This is a genomic window from Gillisella vitis, assembly GCF_001541345.2.
In the GTDB taxonomy this organism is placed as follows: Bacteria; Pseudomonadota; Alphaproteobacteria; order Rhizobiales; family Rhizobiaceae; genus Allorhizobium; species Allorhizobium vitis.
The window spans coordinates 714,471-730,721 of sequence record NZ_LMVL02000002.1; the positions used below are offsets into that span (position 1 = coordinate 714,471).

The 16,251-nt window shown below is 57.8% G+C and carries 17 protein-coding genes and 1 tRNA gene; 10 read left to right on the forward strand and 8 right to left on the reverse strand.

All coding sequences use genetic code 11. The features are described 5' to 3' along the window. The first annotated feature begins 120 nt into the window (after positions 1-120). Both ASB66_RS08205 and ASB66_RS08210 read left to right on the forward strand, forming a co-directional pair. Positions 121-570, forward strand: coding sequence for a phasin (locus tag ASB66_RS08205; protein WP_060719216.1), 450 nt, complete (start codon positions 121-123; stop codon positions 568-570). 165 nt (positions 571-735) lie between these two features. Beyond that, a tRNA-His gene (locus tag ASB66_RS08210) sits at positions 736-812 on the forward strand. A 63-nt stretch (positions 813-875) separates the two neighbouring features. On the opposite strand, the gene ASB66_RS08215 is transcribed toward ASB66_RS08210, so the two are convergent. Further along, positions 876-1,544: a HupE/UreJ family protein gene (locus tag ASB66_RS08215; RefSeq protein WP_081089127.1), complete on the reverse strand. Its 669-nt coding sequence runs from the start codon at positions 1,542-1,544 to the stop codon at positions 876-878. Between the two features lie 292 nt (positions 1,545-1,836). Between ASB66_RS08215 and ASB66_RS08220 the strand changes: the two genes are divergently transcribed. Genes ASB66_RS08220 through ASB66_RS08230 form a run of 3 tightly spaced genes read left to right on the forward strand, consistent with a single transcriptional unit; the run spans position 1,837 to position 3,853 of the window. Beyond that, positions 1,837-2,445 carry a HupE/UreJ family protein gene (locus ASB66_RS08220; protein WP_060719215.1) on the forward strand — a complete coding sequence of 203 codons (609 nt, stop codon included), beginning with the start codon at positions 1,837-1,839 and terminating at the stop codon, positions 2,443-2,445. Beyond that, entirely contained in the window at positions 2,445-3,236 is a 792-nt protein-coding gene (locus ASB66_RS08225) for a hypothetical protein (protein ID WP_060719214.1), read from the forward strand. Before ASB66_RS08220 ends, ASB66_RS08225 begins: the two co-directional genes overlap by 1 nt. After that, positions 3,233-3,853, forward strand: coding sequence for a DUF1007 family protein (locus ASB66_RS08230; RefSeq protein ID WP_114386374.1), 621 nt, complete (start codon positions 3,233-3,235; stop codon positions 3,851-3,853). The genes ASB66_RS08225 and ASB66_RS08230 overlap by 4 nt, the downstream gene beginning before the upstream one ends. Before the next feature lie 9 nt (positions 3,854-3,862). Here the strand turns inward: ASB66_RS08230 and ASB66_RS08235 are convergent, their stop codons facing one another. Beyond that, positions 3,863-4,291 carry an OsmC family protein gene (locus ASB66_RS08235; protein WP_060719212.1) on the reverse strand — a complete coding sequence of 143 codons (429 nt, stop codon included), beginning with the start codon at positions 4,289-4,291 and terminating at the stop codon, positions 3,863-3,865. 13 nt (positions 4,292-4,304) lie between these two features. Continuing rightward, a complete protein-coding gene (locus ASB66_RS08240; RefSeq protein ID WP_060719211.1) occupies positions 4,305-5,186 on the reverse strand; it encodes a LysR family transcriptional regulator in 882 nt (293 codons plus the stop codon). A gap of 101 nt (positions 5,187-5,287) precedes the next feature. On the opposite strand from ASB66_RS08240, the gene ASB66_RS08245 reads away from it, so the two are divergent. The 3 genes from ASB66_RS08245 (at position 5,288) to ASB66_RS08255 (ending at position 8,205) form a co-directional block, all read left to right on the forward strand. Then, on the forward strand, positions 5,288-6,784 hold the full coding sequence (locus tag ASB66_RS08245; protein WP_015915016.1) for a CoA-acylating methylmalonate-semialdehyde dehydrogenase: 1,497 nt from the start codon (positions 5,288-5,290) through the stop codon (positions 6,782-6,784). A 255-nt stretch (positions 6,785-7,039) separates the two neighbouring features. Then, positions 7,040-7,510, forward strand: coding sequence for an iron-responsive transcriptional regulator RirA (rirA, locus tag ASB66_RS08250; RefSeq protein ID WP_015915017.1), 471 nt, complete (start codon positions 7,040-7,042; stop codon positions 7,508-7,510). A gap of 149 nt (positions 7,511-7,659) precedes the next feature. Continuing rightward, positions 7,660-8,205, forward strand: a complete 546-nt coding sequence (locus ASB66_RS08255) for a gluconokinase (protein ID WP_060719210.1) — start codon at positions 7,660-7,662, stop codon at positions 8,203-8,205. A 16-nt stretch (positions 8,206-8,221) separates the two neighbouring features. Here the strand turns inward: ASB66_RS08255 and ASB66_RS08260 are convergent, their stop codons facing one another. Further along, positions 8,222-8,932 (reverse strand): CDP-diacylglycerol diphosphatase, encoded by a 711-nt coding sequence (locus ASB66_RS08260; protein ID WP_234612770.1) that lies wholly within the window; start codon positions 8,930-8,932, stop codon positions 8,222-8,224. A gap of 872 nt (positions 8,933-9,804) precedes the next feature. Here ASB66_RS08260 and ASB66_RS08265 point away from each other — a divergent pair. Then, complete coding sequence (locus ASB66_RS08265) at positions 9,805-10,737, forward strand: SphA family protein (RefSeq protein ID WP_158544207.1); 933 nt, start codon at positions 9,805-9,807, stop codon at positions 10,735-10,737. Between the two features lie 62 nt (positions 10,738-10,799). On the opposite strand, the gene ASB66_RS08270 is transcribed toward ASB66_RS08265, so the two are convergent. Continuing rightward, positions 10,800-12,047, reverse strand: coding sequence for an NAD(P)/FAD-dependent oxidoreductase (locus ASB66_RS08270; protein ID WP_060719283.1), 1,248 nt, complete (start codon positions 12,045-12,047; stop codon positions 10,800-10,802). 134 nt (positions 12,048-12,181) lie between these two features. Beyond that, positions 12,182-13,306, reverse strand: coding sequence for a beta-galactosidase BglB (gene bglB, locus ASB66_RS08275; RefSeq protein ID WP_060719207.1), 1,125 nt, complete (start codon positions 13,304-13,306; stop codon positions 12,182-12,184). Positions 13,307-13,496: 190 nt separating this feature from the next. On the opposite strand from bglB, the gene ASB66_RS08280 reads away from it, so the two are divergent. Then, complete coding sequence (locus tag ASB66_RS08280; RefSeq protein WP_060719282.1) at positions 13,497-13,895, forward strand: (R)-mandelonitrile lyase; 399 nt, start codon at positions 13,497-13,499, stop codon at positions 13,893-13,895. Between the two features lie 97 nt (positions 13,896-13,992). On the opposite strand, the gene ASB66_RS08285 is transcribed toward ASB66_RS08280, so the two are convergent. Continuing rightward, positions 13,993-15,372: a sensor histidine kinase gene (locus tag ASB66_RS08285; protein WP_234612768.1), complete on the reverse strand. Its 1,380-nt coding sequence runs from the start codon at positions 15,370-15,372 to the stop codon at positions 13,993-13,995. Continuing rightward, positions 15,350-16,027 (reverse strand): response regulator transcription factor, encoded by a 678-nt coding sequence (locus ASB66_RS08290; RefSeq protein WP_060719206.1) that lies wholly within the window; start codon positions 16,025-16,027, stop codon positions 15,350-15,352. Before ASB66_RS08290 ends, ASB66_RS08285 begins: the two co-directional genes overlap by 23 nt. Between the last annotated feature and the right edge of the window lie 224 nt (positions 16,028-16,251).

Genomic DNA, 16,251 nt, shown 5'->3' on the forward strand with positions numbered 1-16,251 from the left:
TATTGTGCACTGCAACATAATATTGCAACGCACAATAAGTCCTGCTATAGAGCCTCTATCGAAAAACACCGGGCTGCAAGCTTAAGGCGACCAGAGACAGCCCCTTCCAAGGAGTTCATCATGGCTACCAATTCGAAATCCACCCCTTTCTCCGCTGCTGCTTTCGACCCTGCAAAGATTTCCGACAGCCTGCGCGACTTCACCGAGAAGGGTGCTGCCCAGTCCAAGGAAGCCTATGCCAAGATGAAGACGGCTGCTGAAGACGCCACCAAGACGGTTGAAGCCACCTTGCAGAGCGCCCAGAGCGGCGGCATGGAACTTGGCCTCAAGGCTATCGATGCCCTGCGCACCAATGCCGAACTGTCCCTGTCGCACATGGAAGCCCTGATGGGCGTCAAGTCTGTTGCCGAGCTGGTCGAATTGCAGACCGCCTTCATCCGCAAGCAGGCTGAAGTCACCGTCGAGCAGGCCAAGGCCATGCAGGAAACCGTCAAGAAGGTTGCCGAAACCGTGGCAAAGCCCGGCAAGGAAGCCGCTGAAAAGGCAATGTCCAGCTTCAAGGTCTCCTGATCTTTTCGGTCACATATTGATGAAGATGAGAGGGTCGGTTCGTCCGGCCCTTTTTATTGCCGTCGCCGCCAGTGATCTGTAAATAAATGGGGAAGCGCAAAAAGGGGCTTGAAAAATTCTCCCACGCCCCGTATGTGACCCCTCGAAAGCGCTAGCGCTTGATGTGCGGTTGTAGCTCAGTTGGTTAGAGCGCAGGTTTGTGGCACCTGAGGTCGGAGGTTCGAGACCCCCCAACCGTACCATTTCTTCCACAATGTTTTCAGATCATCTGCTCACGGACCGTTAAGTCGGTTTCGGCTGTGACATTACATCTGTCCCGTCACCAGATAATACATCCCCGCAATCACAATCAATCCGCCCAGCGCCCGCACCACCAGGCCGTTATACAGCCGCCCCAGTCCGTAGCCGATGGCGATGCCGAGGATGTGGATCATGCCGGTAGCGACGACGAAGCCGACGGTGTAGGCGGCGGGGTCGGTGGCGTTGGGGGCCATTTTGCCATGGGGATAGCCATGGAACAGCGCAAACAGCGCGATGATCGCCAGGGAGGCGAATTCGGGAGCTCTCCAGTTAGCGGCGATGGCAGCACCCAGTGCCAGTAGCGAGAGTGCAATGCCGCCAGAAATGACCGGATCGGGAATGTCGGCCAACATACCAATCACGCCGCCGATGCACATGATCAGCGGGAAGGTGGCGGGCAGGGTCCAGACGGAGCGGCCACCCATCTGCGCGCCCCAGAGACCGACAGCCAGCATGGCCAGGAAGTGATCGGCGCCCAGCAGTGGATGCTCGAACCCGCTCCCGAAGCCGCCCATCGGGCCACCCAGAACATGGGCAAAGGCTGGCGCGGCATTGCCTGCAAAGCCCAGCAAGGCGATAGATAGGCGCAAGGGCAATCCGTTGATCGCCCTGAAACGTCTCAGAAAATGCGCTTGGAAATGGCCGGGGATTTTCCTGGGATGAAATGGGGTCATTATCGCTTTGCCCTTGCCGTTTTCTCAAAGACTTTTTTGGAGGCCTGTTTTTTGGAAGCCCGTTTTTGGAAGATTGCCCTATAGCTGTAAAATATGGGGTATAAGTGACGGCCAGAGCGCTGACAACGTTCTGCTGTTATCGTCGACGCTTTCTTTCTGGTTTGATCAGGTGCAAACAGATTTCATGCATTTCGTGACCACAATTTGGTCGCAGAAACAGTCTGCATAAGGTGGCAGCCAAGCCAGAGCAGGACAGAGACGCAGGGCAGGCATTCAATTCGGGAGATCGGATATGCGGGAAAACTTTAAACGTCAGATCGTCGGGGCCGGGCGGCTTGCCTCTGTCGCACTGATTGTGGCCTTGATGCCGGGCATGGCCGAGGCACATATCGTCCAGGGCGGTGCCGGTGGGTTCCTGCAAGGCTTCGAGCATCCATTGTCGGGTGCCGATCATCTTCTGGCGATGTTTTCCGTCGGTCTATGGGGCGCGCAACTGGGCGGCCGCAATGTCTGGGCGCTGCCAATCACCTTTCCGCTGATCATGGTGCTGGGTGGCATTCTCGGCATTGCCGGTGTGCCACTGCCGGCGATTGAAACCGGCATCGCGCTCTCCATCGTCGTGCTGGGCGCAGCGATTGCGCTGGTCTGGCGTCCGCCGGAATGGCTGGCGCTGACGGTCATCGGCCTGTTTGCCATTTGCCACGGCTATGCCCACGGCGCCGAATTACCCATTGCTGCCGATCCCGCTGATTTTGCCATCGGCTTCGTGATTGCGACCGGGCTGATCCATCTGGCTGGTATTGCCGTCGGGCTTGGTGTGTCGCGGGCCTTGGGCGAGCGCATGGTTCGTATTCCCGGCGGCCTGATCGCCATCGGCGGACTTTATTTCCTTGTGACCTGATGGCAAAGCCGGGCATGCCCCTTGCTGGTCATCTGACTGTGGGTCTAGCCCTTGCAGCCCTGCTTGGGGCAATCGGGATCTGCGCCTCGGCATTGTGGACCTGGCTTGACCAGGAGACGCTGGATCATTGGCTGCTATCGACCACGTTTACTATTGAACGCTTGCTGCCCTTGCTCGGCACCGGCTTCATTCTGGGGCAATTGCCGAGACGACGATTGCCGCTGGCTCTACTGGTGCTGGCGGCAGGCTTTGTCGCCGGTTTTGTCTGGCGCGATATGTGGATGCGGCTTCTGGCGCCTTTGCCCGCAGCGCCCAGCCATTTCTTTCTGGTTGGCCCCTTGGCCTGCCTGTTGGCGGGGGTAATGCTGGTTTTGCCATTGCCGCTGCGGTTCTGGTCCGGTCTGGCGCTTTTGCCTGTGCTTGGGATCGCTCTCTCACTGGCGATCTCTTTTTCCGATCCAAGCCTGCATGACCGGCTCTATCTGCCCTTGGCGCTGTCTGCCGCGCTCTGGCTGCTGCTGGTGTCCGGTCTTGTCGCTGGTATCGTCACCGCCGCCTGGACCCGGATTGCCTCGCGGGTTTATGGCAGTTGGTTGCTTGCCATCGGCATGCTGTATGGCGGGGCCTACATGGCCTCGAAACAGACCACGCTGATACCGCCGCCCTTCGTGGAGCCTCCGGCTGCCAGCGATGATTTTTCAGGTTTTGAGCCCCTGTTCAAATCCCTGGACCGCTATGGTCCCCAGAGACCGGTATTGGGGCCGGAATCGGGTGAGGGGAGGGTACCATGAGCCGTTTACCACTGGCCTTTCGCCGGAAGACCGCGCTTGCAGCTACGCTGGCGCTCTGTCTGGGGCCTGCTTCTCCCGTGATGGCGCATCCCGACATCGCCATCACGCTCAGGGTTCTGTTCGATATGCATCATGGGGTGTTGACGGGGGTCGGCGAAAGCTGGTCCTTCGATGCGGCCTATAGCCGGGTTCTGCTGGATCGCTATGACCGCGACCGCAACAGCCAGTTTACCGTCGAGGAGGCCTCGGCCCTGCGCGACAAGCTGATTGCCGATCTTGGCCGCAAGCGGTTTTTCACGGAATTGTCGGTGGATGGCAGGCAGGCGGCGCGGTTGCAGCCGGTGGGCTTTACCGCTGAGATCCATGGGAATGTCGTGACTGTCACCTTTGCTTTCAGCCTGGCCGGACCGGTGGACCTGCGCGGCAAAAGCCTCGATCTGGAGGTCAAGGACAAGGATTATGTCGCCGCTTTCCGCCTGGCCGAGGCCGATGGGCTACAGATTCGCGGCGATGGTGGTCAATGCCGGACCAGCCGCGCGCCGAACCCTGCCCATGCTTATTTTGCCGGTCTGGTTGTGCCGGAGCGGATAACCCTGACCTGCGGTCCTCCCTTATAAATGACCAGTTTACGCAAGCACTGTGGTTACAAATTCCGGGCTGCCGGAAAGGGTGTTGCTGACGGTGCAGATTTCATGCTCGGCCTTGTCGGCAATCGCCTTGCGGGTCTGGGCGTCGATCTCGCCCGTAATGGTCAAGGTGATGTCAAAACGCTCGACCCGCGACAGACCTTCCTTGGCCTTTTCACCCGTCACTTTGGCGGTAATGGCGGTGATCTTGTCCATCACCCCCATCTCGCTGGCGGCCAGGCGGGCGCTGATGGTCAGGCATCCGGCCAGTGAGGCGTAGAGCAGGTCCAGCGGGTTGAAGCCCGGCTGCGAAGGGCCGGTGACGATGGCCAGTTCGCCCCCCGTTTCCGAGGTGATCTGCGGGAAGCCGGTGCGACCAATCACGGCAGTGGCGCCCATCTTACGGGTTTTCATTTTGATTTCTGCCATGTCTTTGCCCTGCCTATAGAAAAATACTGCGGTCCTGATCGACCCGCTCGCGTAGGTAATCCACCACGGTTCGAATACGGGCCAGATCGCGCAGGCTCTCATGATAGGTGGTCCAATAGGCGCGGTGCAAGGTGATGTCGGGCAGAATGCGGACCAGGTCACGATGCTGTCGCGCGATATAGCTGTGTAGGATGCCAATGCCAGCGCCTGCCAGCACCGCTTCCGTCTGGCCGATGGCGGAGGAAATCTCAAAGCTGGCATTCCAGTTGCGCATGATTTCGCCGGTAAAATTCAGCGATGGCGTGAAGATCAGATCTTCCACATAGCCAATGCGGTGATGGTCCTTGAGGGCCTCCACCGTTTGTGGCAGGCCATGGCGTTCAATATACCGGCGCGAGGCGTAAAGCGCCAAGCTGTAATCGGTCAGATGGGCCGAGACGAGGCGGCCCTGATCAGGCCGCTCCAGCGTCACCGCAATATCAGCCTCGCGTTGTGACAGCGAAAACGAGCGCGGCACGGGCACCAGCTGGATTTTCAATTCCGGGTGCCGCTCAATCAAATCCCCCAGCTTTGACGCCAGAAAAAACACGCCAAACCCATCCGGCGCGCCAATGCGCACCGTGCCTGCCACTTTGGCATCGGTGCGCCCCAGACGGGCCTGAACTTCCAGCATCTCGGTTTCCATCCGCTCGGCGGAGGTGAGGAACGTCTCACCTTCAGCCGTCAGCTCGCAGCCATTGGTGCGGCGAATGAACAGCCGTGTCTTCAGGGCATCTTCCAGCGCCGTCAAGCGCCGCGACAGGGTGGCGTGGTTCAGTCCTAACCGCTTTGAAGCGGCCAGAATTTGCCCTGTGCGGGCAATGGCCAGAAAAATCCGAACGTCATCCCAGTTCATAGTAGCATCCATTTATGCACAACGGATGCGTAAATCATCGCGTTGCGTTGTGCAAATTAAAGCGCGATAGTGGCCTATCAAAAACACTCAGGAGGAAACCCATGTATCAGATCGGGCATTTCATCGGCGGCAAGGCCGTGGCTGGCACCTCTGGCCGCAAGCAGCCGATTTTCAACCCTGCCACGGGTGAAGTGCAGGGCGAAATCTCGCTGGCCAGCGCAGACGAGCTGAATGCAGCGGTGGAAAACGCCAAGGCTGCCCAGCCGAAATGGGCTGCCACCAATCCGCAGCGTCGCGCTCGCGTGTTCATGAAGTTCGTGGAATTGCTCAACACCCATATGGATGAGCTGGCCGAAATGCTGTCGCGCGAGCATGGCAAGACCATTGAAGATGCCAAGGGCGATATCGTCCGGGGTCTGGAAGTCTGCGAATTTGTCATCGGCATTCCGCATCTGTCGAAGAGCGAGTTTACCGAAGGCGCTGGCCCGAATATTGATATGTATTCCATCCGCCAGGCTGTCGGCGTTGGCGCTGGCATTACGCCGTTCAATTTCCCGGCGATGATCCCGATGTGGATGTTTGCCCCGGCGATTGCCTGCGGCAATGCCTTTATCCTCAAGCCTTCCGAGCGCGATCCGTCCGTGCCGATGCGCTTGGCCGAACTGATGATTGAAGCGGGCCTGCCTGCTGGCATTCTCAACGTCGTCAATGGTGACAAATCAGCTGTTGATGGCCTGCTGACCCATCCCGATATCGGCGCAATCTCCTTCGTCGGCTCCACGCCAATTGCCCGTTACGTCTACGGGACGGCAGCGGCCAACGGCAAGCGCGCCCAGTGCTTTGGCGGCGCCAAGAACCACATGATCATCATGCCCGATGCCGATCTGGATCAGGCCGCAAACGCCCTGATGGGCGCAGGCTATGGCTCGGCTGGCGAGCGTTGCATGGCCATTTCGGTTGCCGTTCCTGTTGGTGATGAAACCGCCGACCGGTTGATCGCCAAGCTGACCCCGATGATCGAGAGCCTGCGCATCGGCCCTTATACCGATGACAAGGCGGATATGGGGCCTGTCATCACCAAGGAAGCCCGCGACCGCATTCTGGGCCTGATCGATAGTGGCGTCGAAGCCGGTGCCAAGCTGGTGGTCGATGGTCGCGACTTCAAGCTTCAGGGCTATGAAAACGGCAATTTCGTCGGCGGCTGCCTGTTCGACAACGTTACCCCTGATATGGACATCTACAAGACCGAAATCTTCGGACCGGTTCTCTCGGTGGTACGCGCCAAGAACTATGAGGAAGCCCTCGATCTGCCGATGAAACATGAATATGGCAATGGCGTTGCCATTTACACCCGCGACGGCGATGCGGCGCGTGATTTCGCCAGCCGCATCAATATCGGCATGGTCGGTATCAACGTTCCCATTCCGGTGCCGCTGGCCTATCATTCCTTCGGCGGCTGGAAGGCGTCTTCCTTCGGCGACCTCAACCAGCATGGCACGGACTCGATCAAATTCTGGACCCGCACCAAGACCGTCACCAGCCGCTGGCCTTCAGGCATTAAAGACGGTGCCGAGTTCGTCATGCCAACGATGAAGTGATGCCGTAAGACGTCGCACCAAAAATTATCACCAAGGCGGGTCTTCAGCGACCCGCCTTTTTTCGTGATAAAAAGCCAAAATCGACACTCCAAGCATGAAAATCTTTTCTGGAGAAACACGCTCAGAAAATGTTAATTTGGAATTGTTCAAAAGTACAAAAGCCATTATATATGCCGATATGGACGGACAAAATTGGCGCTTTGCCAAGGACCGCCAAGCGGCTAAAGTTCGCTGGACCAGCTTAAGGAGTGGCGCATGCGCTTGACGAAGCAGACCAATTACGCGGTACGCATTCTGATGTATTGCGCGGCGAACAAGGACCACTTGAGCCGTATCCCGGAAATTGCCAAGGCCTATGGAGTTTCCGAACTGTTCCTGTTCAAGATTCTTCAGCCGCTCAACAAGGCGGGTCTGGTGGAAACCGTGCGTGGCCGCAATGGCGGCGTGCGTCTGGGCCGTGCGCCTGAAAAGATCAGCCTCTTCGACGTGGTCAAGGTCACCGAAGACAGTTTTGCCATGGCCGAATGCTTCGAGGACGACGGCGAGGTCGATTGCCCGTTGATTGACAGCTGCGGTCTGAATTCGGCGCTGCGCAAGGCGCTCAACGCTTTCTTCGCGGTGCTGGCGGAATATTCCATCGACGACCTGGTCAAGGCCCGCCCGCAGATCAACTTTCTGCTGGGTATCGAGGATTTGCCCCGTCTGGCAGCTGCACCGGCTGCCTGAGCCTGTTTGTTTTAAAAGTGATGATGGTGAGCGCCCTGACCTCCGGTCCGGGCGTTTTTCGTTTGTGGAGAGGCATGGGCGAAGCGGTTGACCAGGGACGGCAACACGCTACTTGAAGGTAAGTAATGTAGCCACCCGGAGAGATCAGCATGACCGCCCATCAGACAGCCGACACCGTTCCTACCAGACCTTGGGCGATCATCGTCATGGGGGTCAGCGGCTGCGGCAAAAGTTCGATTGGCGAGGGCCTGGCGAAAAAGCTTGACGTCCCCTTCCTGGAAGGAGACAGCCTGCATCCCGCTGCCAATGTCGAGAAAATGGCCAAGGGCACGCCGCTGACCGATGAAGACCGGTGGCCCTGGTTGCAAGTCATCGGCGATAAAATGGCCACCGCCTTGCTGGAGGGCCAGACCATCATCGTCTCCTGCTCGTCGTTGAAGAAAAGCTATCGCGACCTGCTGCGCGAGGCGACGGGAAACCGCACCGCCTTCATTTATCTGGAAGGCTCGAAAGAGCTACTGACCCGCCGCATGGGTGAACGCACCGGACATTTCATGCCGGTCAGCCTGCTGGAAAGCCAGCTTGCAACACTGGAAAGCCCGAGTGGTGAGCCTTGTGTGGTGACGGTCGATATAGATCGCAGCATCGACGACATTATCGAGGCGGCAGCTGCCGGGCTGTTGGAGCTGGAATAACAACGATTTGCAGTGATCAGGCCGGATCGATCTGGCAGCTGTGATCCTGCACATCTTCACCGCCGGAAAAACCGATGGTCGCGGCAGGCGCGACATCGGTGAGAATAATGAAGCCTGCGCCGCTGGCGAAGCTGGCGCCAACCACAACCAGATTATGGCTTGCCATCTCCGTTGACGGGTCTTTCAGGGTCTTCGCCAGCGCCAGAAACGGATTGTAACCCGCCAGCGTATCGCCCTCGACTTTCATGGCGATGAATTGGTGTCCGGCCACTGTGGCCGGCAGGGGCGCCCAGTCGGTGCCGATTTCATTGGCGATCTTGGTCAAAACCGAAAGGGCATCCGGGCTGAGGCAATCGATATGGATATGCAGCTGATTCTGTGAGCGGGCATCCTGCGCGTTGACAGCCAGGCTGAGCGCATCGCGTGCTAGGGGATGCGGCAGCTTGGCATTGACGGCGGCCCGTTCATTCCAGGCATCGGCAAAGAAATTCGGCGTCTTGGCATCCAGCAGGGCAGGGCTTTCGATGCCGGTGATCTTGTCGGTTGGGATCAGCAGATGCTGCGCCACGCCGCGCTGATCCTTCAACAGCGCGTAATGTTCGCCGCTATTGACGCGGACGCAAGGCGCAGTGGCGACCACACATTTGTCATGGACGATCTTCCACAGCGCATCGGGATCGGCATGGGCGAGCGATGCCGTGGCGATAAGACTGATTAGGCCAAGCACCAGGCAGCCCATCCGACGCCGGGTTTTTACACGCCAGAACGATGAACCCGAAAAGAATGGGGTTGAGGGCAAAAACAGTCTGGTGAATCCTGGCGTCATGTAAACCTCTGGAAAATGAAGGGCCTTCTCCGACGATAAATTGAAAATGACTCCTCGTATTCCCTTTGAAAATATCTCATGCCTCTAACGCATCTTCGAGACTTGATATTAGGTCTTGCGCACCGCGTCGTGCCCCAAAATGGTTTCAATGTGGCCGGGCAGACGCGACCTCGTTGGGCGCAAGCGTAGAAACCGGTCCTCGGAAATCCGATCTGAGAACAAGCCACAGCATTGTGCCGGCTCCAGCTTTCTACACCATACTATCGTCACCGCCGATTTCACTCGCATGACAGTCCGCCACGATGCAGCTCACCATCGCGTGATCGGTGGAGGAGATCAGGGATTATCTCCAGAATGGCGAGATACCAGGGACCAAAGAGAAATGTTATTTGCGAGCGCTATCACTTAAATAAAACTTTAAAGAGAATTAGAAAAACATAAATTAGGCAGTTTTGCGCAAGTTTCGCCACTTATTTTTGCCCTGGGTATGCAGCCGGGGTAACTGTCATGGACCTGTCTCAGGACAAAGAGGGTGGAAAATCTTGGGGGTCGCCCGTGCGCTACCACGCTTCAAGCCGTCTGTAACTGGCTGTTTTCCCGATGCTGGCCACGGTTCTCCTCAAAACCAGATGGATTGCGATGACGTTGCCGTCCTCGTCCGTCTTGGCGCGCCTGCATCCATCGCCATAACTCTTTCAAGGTGTTTCATGGAACAAGATCCATCAATTCAATCGAGACAGGCAGCCAAAAGCACGGGGCGGGGCACCCGGCCTGTGTCTGGCATCCGTCGACTTGCCGCAGGCCTTTTCTGCTGCCTTGCCGTCGCTGTTAGCGCGGCTGACCATGCCGTTGCGGCGGAAGCTGGGGCCTTGAACTGGGGGCCGGGAGCGCCCGGTCTGACCTTCGGTGCCCTGCCGCCGGTTCCGGGCCTGTTTTTCACCAATACGACGGCCTATTTTTCCAGCAGTGAATTCCATGGCGCCAATGGCAAACGCAATTCGGTTCTCGATCTCGACCAGAAAGGGGTGGTCTCGGTCTCAAGGATCATGGGCGTCTGGCCTGTCGACCTCAATGGCTGGCGGTTTGCCACCCAGGTGGTCATTCCCGTTGTCTATAGCGATACCGATTTCGACAATATCCCGGTTCAAGGCCATGCTGGCGGCCTCGGGAATATGTCTGTCGTGCAGTTGACCAACTATAATTTTGCCCGGTTTCACAATGTTGGCGCGTCGGTATCCTTTACAGGACGCACCTCGAATTACGATAGTTCGCGGTCGATCAATACTCAGAATGGCTATTCCACAGTGAGTGCGGGCGCGCACTACAACTACTTCGATCCTACCGGTCTCGATTTTGGCGTCATGGCGGGTTATCACTACAATAACCGAAATCCGACCACCGATTACCGGTCAGGCGACCTGTTCGCCCTGGATTTCAAGCTGACCTATGCCTTGAATGACAAGATCAGAATCGGTGCCTATGGCGGCTATCTGGCCCAGATCGAAGATGACAAGGCTGGGTCCGTCAGTCTGGCCGACAGCCGGTTCAAAGCGATTAATCTCGGCCCCTCAATCACTTATGCAATGGGTCCTGTCGATGCGACGCTGAGCTATCAGTTCTCCGTCCATGCCGAGAACGCCACCAAATCCGATGCCGTGCGGTTGTCGTTCAACGTGCCGCTGTATGTTCCTAAACCTGGTCCCTGAAGCAAAGGCTCCCTCTGGCAGGGCCTTGCTGCCTTGCCAGTTGCCGCCAGCTTGGATCTCGTTTAGGCCCGGAACCGCTCCGGGCGAAAGGCCGAGATATCCAGGAACGGCGTTTCGCCGTTCATCGCCTCCGCCAGCAAACGCCCCGTGACCGGCCCCAGCGTCAGGCCGTGGTGAGCGTGGCCAAAAGCCAGCCACAGCCCTTTGTGGCGTGGCGCTTGACCGATCACCGGCATCATGTCCGGGGTGCAGGGCCGCGCGCCCATCCAGGGCTCAGCGTCCAGGCGTTCGGCCAGTGGAAACACCGTGCGGGCGACTTTTTCGGCCCGCGCCAATTGCACCGGGGTTTTCGGCGCATCGCGCAGGGCAAATTCCGCCCCGGTCGTCAGCCGGATGCCCTGGGTCATCGGCGCCAGGAAATAGCCGCGCTCCTTGTCCATCATCCAATTGTTCAGCACTGCATTGCCGGTGCTGGCATAATGCATGTGGTAGCCGCGCTTGACGCCAAGCAGGAAGCGGTAGCCGAGTTTGGCCGTCACCTCATCCGACCAGGGGCCAAGCGCCACCACGACCTGTTTTCCGTCGATCACGCCGTCGTCAGTGGTGACCTGCCAGTTACCACCCACCTGCTTCAGGCTCAGGGCATCGCCATGCACGAAGCGTCCGCCGAGACTTTCGAAATAGCTGAGATAGGCCTTGGTCAGTCCATGCGGATCAAGCACCGACCAGGGGTCGTTCCATTTCAGTCCGCCGATGAAATCCTGGCTCAGATGCGGCTCTTCACGGGCGAGATCCGCTGCGGACAGGGTTTGAAACTGAATGCCATATTCACGCCCCAGCCGCTCGGCTTCCGCCACTTCCTTGTCGCGCACCGCCTGGGTGCGAAACGCCTCGACCCAACCGTCCTTGCGGATCAGGGCTTCGGCCCCCGATGCCTCGATCAGCTCTTTATGTTCGGTGATTGAATGCTCGATCAGCGGCGCATAGGCTCTGGCGATCACCTCATGGCGCGGCTTGTTGGAATGCCACCAATAGGAGGAGAGAAAGGCCGTCAGCTTCGGCAGGGCCTTGAGATGATAATGTGCATCGATCCGGTTGTTGAGACCGTAGCGTAGGATCAAGCCAAGATCCTGCGGAAAACCATAGGGTACAACCCCTTCGCGCTGGATCAGCCCGGCATTGCCATAGGAGGTTTCCTCGCCCGCGCCCCGCCTGTCCACTAGCACCACCGATTTGCCGCGCCGCGCTAGCTGAACAGCGGTGGACACGCCGATGATACCGGCGCCAAGAACAATTGCATCGACAGACATGAAAAGACCCACGGTCAAGGAATTACTGCCATGACCATGCAAAAGCGCTGGGAAATGCGCAAATGAAAACTTTCTGAAATGGCAGGATTTTTATCCCGCCATTGCTGTGTTCGGAGCTTTCTCTACTGCCGGTTTTAAATGTAGGATCTCAGATATTCGGACAGGCAGAGAATGGCCATCGCCTGCCCATAGGGCATCGAGGTCAGCTTGATATTGCGATAGAAATCGAGATCCGACCCCATGGCCGTGCCGAAGGACACCTGATTCAATTCGCCCTTGGCGTCGATATTGGCAATGACGCCGCGCACCGCCCGTTCCGCCACAGGTCGATAGTCCGCGCTGATATACCGCTTGCGCACCGCCTTCATCAACCCATAGGCAAAACCGGCGGTGGCCGAGGCTTCCAGATAGCTGCCCTCATCATCGACCAGCGTGTGCCATAGGCCGGAAGGGTCCTGATATTTGGCAAGGGCTGCGGCCTGACGGTCCAGCGTCGAGAGGAGATGACGCCGCAGCGCGTCGCCTTCCGGCAGTTGCAAGAGATCGATAAATTCCGGAATGGCGATCGTGACCCAGGAATTGCCGCGCGCCCAGAGCGCCTGCGCAAAATTATGATTGCCATCGAAGGTCCAGCCATGGAACCACAGCCCGGAGGCGCGGTCGGCGAGATATTGGCTGTGGATCAGAAACTGATACTTCGCTTCCTCCACATAGTCCGGGCGGTTGAGCAGCAGGCCGATCTTGGCGAGCGGCATCACGCTCATCATCAGCGTATCGTCCCACATCTGCTGGTCGTTGACGCTGTTGTAGACGATATGCTGCAAACCGCCTTCGCGCGTGCGCGGCATCTCATGCATCACCCATTCGGCCCAGGTTTCCAGATAGGGCACGAAGGCCGGGTTGGGCGCGTGTTCATAAAGGCAGGCCAGCGTCAGGAACGGGCAGACCGTATTGATATTCTTGGTCGGGGTTCCCTCGGCAAGCCGTGCCGAAAACCAGTCGGTGATAACGGCCATCGCCTTGGCGTCGCCGGTCTGCTGCCAATATTTGAACAGGCCGTAAAGCCCGATGCCATGGGTCCATTCCCACCCGGCCCAGCCCTTGGTGTCGATCACCCGCCCATCATCCAGCCGCAGCAGGAATTCCCCTGTCTTGTCCTCGATGTTGATCAGATTGTCAGTCAATCGGCCGATCAGCCCGATAACCTCGTTGCGCGTCACAAAACGCTCCGGCTGCGCCAGCAAGGGATGCATGGTCATGGTCACTCCTCCTGTGACGCCCTCCACAGCGTCGGCGTGAAGGGAGCATAGACGGGAGGGGATTGCAAGGGTTGGGGAGATTGGTGGCTTGAGAGTACTGACCCTAAACAGACCGCGCTATTATCATTGCTATACTGACGTTCGTACACCATTTAATTTGCAGTAACGGAAAATCGAAAGGCTCATGTCCATGGACATCAAAAGAAACGGCACCCAGCCGTCTACCAAAGGTCCATCGGACTGGTTTTCCGGCACGGTCCGCATCGATCCGTTGTTTTCGTCCAACAATGCCCGCCGCGCCGCCGCAGCCAGCGTGACATTCGAGCCCGGCGCACGCACCGCCTGGCACACGCATCCCCTCGGCCAGACGTTGATCGTCACAGTCGGCTTTGGCCTCGTGCAGCGCGAGGGTGGCCCGATCGAAACCATCAATCCGGGTGATGTCGTCTGGTTCGAGCCCGGCGAAAAGCACTGGCACGGTGCCTCCGCGACCACAGCCATGACCCATATCGCCATTCAGGAGCAGCTGGATGGAAAGGTGGTCGACTGGCTGGAGCAGGTGACGGACGAGCAATATCGATCCGTGTGATCGGGTTTACGCTCCGCCACGACAATGCGCCGCATTCGAGACGCCCGGGCGCATACCTGTGCTAGACCGCACGCCTGTGACGGCGAAGTCATCAGTCCTAGTCGGTTGCATTTTGTGGAAACGTGATCTCCGTCGTGAAGCCCTTGGTTGGCAGCACATCGAACCGGAAGCCATGCAATTTGGTAATTGCCGCCACCAAGGTCAATCCCAACCCCAACCCTCTTGTGTGGCGGCTTCGGTCTGAGCGGTAAAAGCGCTGAATAAGGAGATTTCTCTCGCTCTCTGGCACACCAGGGCCGGTGTCACTCACACGCAGCGCCTTTCGCTCGTCTTCCACGGTAAGGCAAACATCGATCCTGCCGCCTTCGGGCGTGAATTTTATAGCATTATCAACGAGATTGGCGACGGCCTCGAAAATCAGATCCCGATCTCCATGAACGACAATGTCGGCATCTGCCCTCACTGTCAGTGTCAGCTGCTTCTCTTCGGCAATGGGCTCGTAGAGGTCCCCGACTTCCAGCACGAGCTCCGCGAGTTCCACTTTGTCAAATGCCTGAAGTCGGCGCGCTTGTTCAATCTCTCGAACACGCAAAATGGCTGTGACGATAGAGATCGCGTGGTCAATTCCTGAAATCGCCCGATCCGTAGCGAGATGCATGTCCTCAACGGAGGTCGCATTGCGCCGAGCCCTTTCCAGGCCGAGGCGCACTCTGGCCAGAGGTGTTCTCAAATCGTGGGCTATATCGTCACCGACGGCGGCGAGGTCTTCGATCAAGGTCTGCATCTCGTCGAGCATGCCGTTGACGATTTGCGCAAGGTTGTCGAGTGGGTCCTGCACATTGCGGTAGGGCAGGCGTTGTTTCAAATCGCCTGCAACAATCTGTGCGATCCGGATTTGCATTTCGTTGACGCGCCTGTGGGCGTTCAAGCCAAAGAACACCGCCGCCGCCAGCCCAAACGTCAGCACCGGAACCAGGCCAAACAGCAGACCTCTTTCCACCATGGAGGCGGCCTGCTCATTATCGGCCGTACTCCAGCCAACGAACAGAATATTGCCATCTGGCAGGCGTCGCGCAACCGCACGCGCCCGCTGTTGTCGCGGTGGTGTTTGGTCCGTGCGCACAATGGAAACCTGTCTGGGCGGCATATCCAGCGCCAGTCCCCTTGGAAATTCCTGGACATTTCCCGATACGCGGTGACCATCGGCTGCGAAGATACCCGTTGGCTTCACCCGTCGCGGGTCTTGCCGCACGCGTTCCTCATAGGCATCCATCCGCCCCAGAAGAGCACCTTGCGTGATGACGCTTGCTTCTTGCAACACCAGCTCATCCAGCTGGTTGATCAACTCGCGGCCAGTGGTTTGGAAATAAGCAAAGCAAAAGCTCAGCACCATGGTGACCGTTATCGCCGCCACCAGCACCACCACATAGCGGAAACGGGATTGCCGAACCCATTCAATCGGGCGCGCGAAGTACAAAACCTTCTCCACGAACATTGGAGATCATGGGATGATCTCCCGGATGATCAATTTTTCGCCTGAGCCGCCCCATATGCACATCGATGAGGTTTGAATCGGGAACGAATTTATATTTCCAGACTTCCTCAAACAGCATTCCTCGCGTCAGAAGCTGTTCGCAATGGCGCATCATATATTCGAGCAGCTTGAATTCACGGGGGAGAAGCTCAATCTCTCTTTCGCCGCGGCAAGCGCTGCGCTCCAGAAGGTCAAGCTCAAGCGGTCCAACCCGCAGCACTTTTGCCGACATGTCAGCGGGGCGGCGAAGAAGGGCTTCCACGCGCGCTACAAGTTCGAGGATCGCAAAGGGCTTGGTGAGATAGTCGTCGCCACCGGCCCGCAAGCCGCGCACACGGTCGTTGACGGCACTGAGGGCGCTGATGACAAGCACAGGCGTGCGAACCTGTTCGCGCCGCAATGTATCAATCACAGCAAGGCCATCCATACCAGGCAGCATACGGTCAACGATCAGGATATCAGCCCCGCCATTCCTTGCGCGTTCAAGGCCCCTGGCACCATCGGATTCCCAGTCAACGGTGTATCCGTAATCTTTCAGCTCAGCGCAGATATCTTGTGCCGTATCTTCATCATCCTCGATAAGGATAACTTTCGCCATGGCCTATTCCTTGATGCGTCGGTACCTCCATAGATGTTGCAGGTCATCCATTATTGCCAGAGCACACGCGCGTTTCAAATACCGGTTTGCTGTTTCACTCCTACGGTTTTTCAAAAAATAGCGCAATTGTGCGGTGTGTGATTCAACGCGCGGATGCACATAACCAGACTTGCCGTCCGGGGCGGGATGGCCGTTCTTAAATTTCTATTTAATGGCTTTTGTCA

Bases quoted from the DNA above. Each gene is read 5' to 3' on its own strand.
- ASB66_RS08205 (WP_060719216.1), top strand. From the start codon at position 121: ATGGCTACCAATTCGAAATCCACCCCTTTCTCCGCTGCTGCTTTCGAC.
- ASB66_RS08215 (WP_081089127.1), bottom strand. From the start codon at position 1,544: ATGACCCCATTTCATCCCAGGAAAATCCCCGGCCATTTCCAAGCGCAT.
- ASB66_RS08220 (WP_060719215.1), top strand. From the start codon at position 1,837: ATGCGGGAAAACTTTAAACGTCAGATCGTCGGGGCCGGGCGGCTTGCC.
- ASB66_RS08225 (WP_060719214.1), top strand. From the start codon at position 2,445: ATGGCAAAGCCGGGCATGCCCCTTGCTGGTCATCTGACTGTGGGTCTA.
- ASB66_RS08230 (WP_114386374.1), top strand. From the start codon at position 3,233: ATGAGCCGTTTACCACTGGCCTTTCGCCGGAAGACCGCGCTTGCAGCT.
- ASB66_RS08235 (WP_060719212.1), bottom strand. From the start codon at position 4,291: ATGGCAGAAATCAAAATGAAAACCCGTAAGATGGGCGCCACTGCCGTG.
- ASB66_RS08240 (WP_060719211.1), bottom strand. From the start codon at position 5,186: ATGAACTGGGATGACGTTCGGATTTTTCTGGCCATTGCCCGCACAGGG.
- ASB66_RS08245 (WP_015915016.1), top strand. From the start codon at position 5,288: ATGTATCAGATCGGGCATTTCATCGGCGGCAAGGCCGTGGCTGGCACC.
- rirA (WP_015915017.1), top strand. From the start codon at position 7,040: ATGCGCTTGACGAAGCAGACCAATTACGCGGTACGCATTCTGATGTAT.
- ASB66_RS08255 (WP_060719210.1), top strand. From the start codon at position 7,660: ATGACCGCCCATCAGACAGCCGACACCGTTCCTACCAGACCTTGGGCG.
- ASB66_RS08270 (WP_060719283.1), bottom strand. From the start codon at position 12,047: ATGTCTGTCGATGCAATTGTTCTTGGCGCCGGTATCATCGGCGTGTCC.
- bglB (WP_060719207.1), bottom strand. From the start codon at position 13,306: ATGACCATGCATCCCTTGCTGGCGCAGCCGGAGCGTTTTGTGACGCGC.
- ASB66_RS08280 (WP_060719282.1), top strand. From the start codon at position 13,497: ATGGACATCAAAAGAAACGGCACCCAGCCGTCTACCAAAGGTCCATCG.
- ASB66_RS08290 (WP_060719206.1), bottom strand. From the start codon at position 16,027: ATGGCGAAAGTTATCCTTATCGAGGATGATGAAGATACGGCACAAGAT.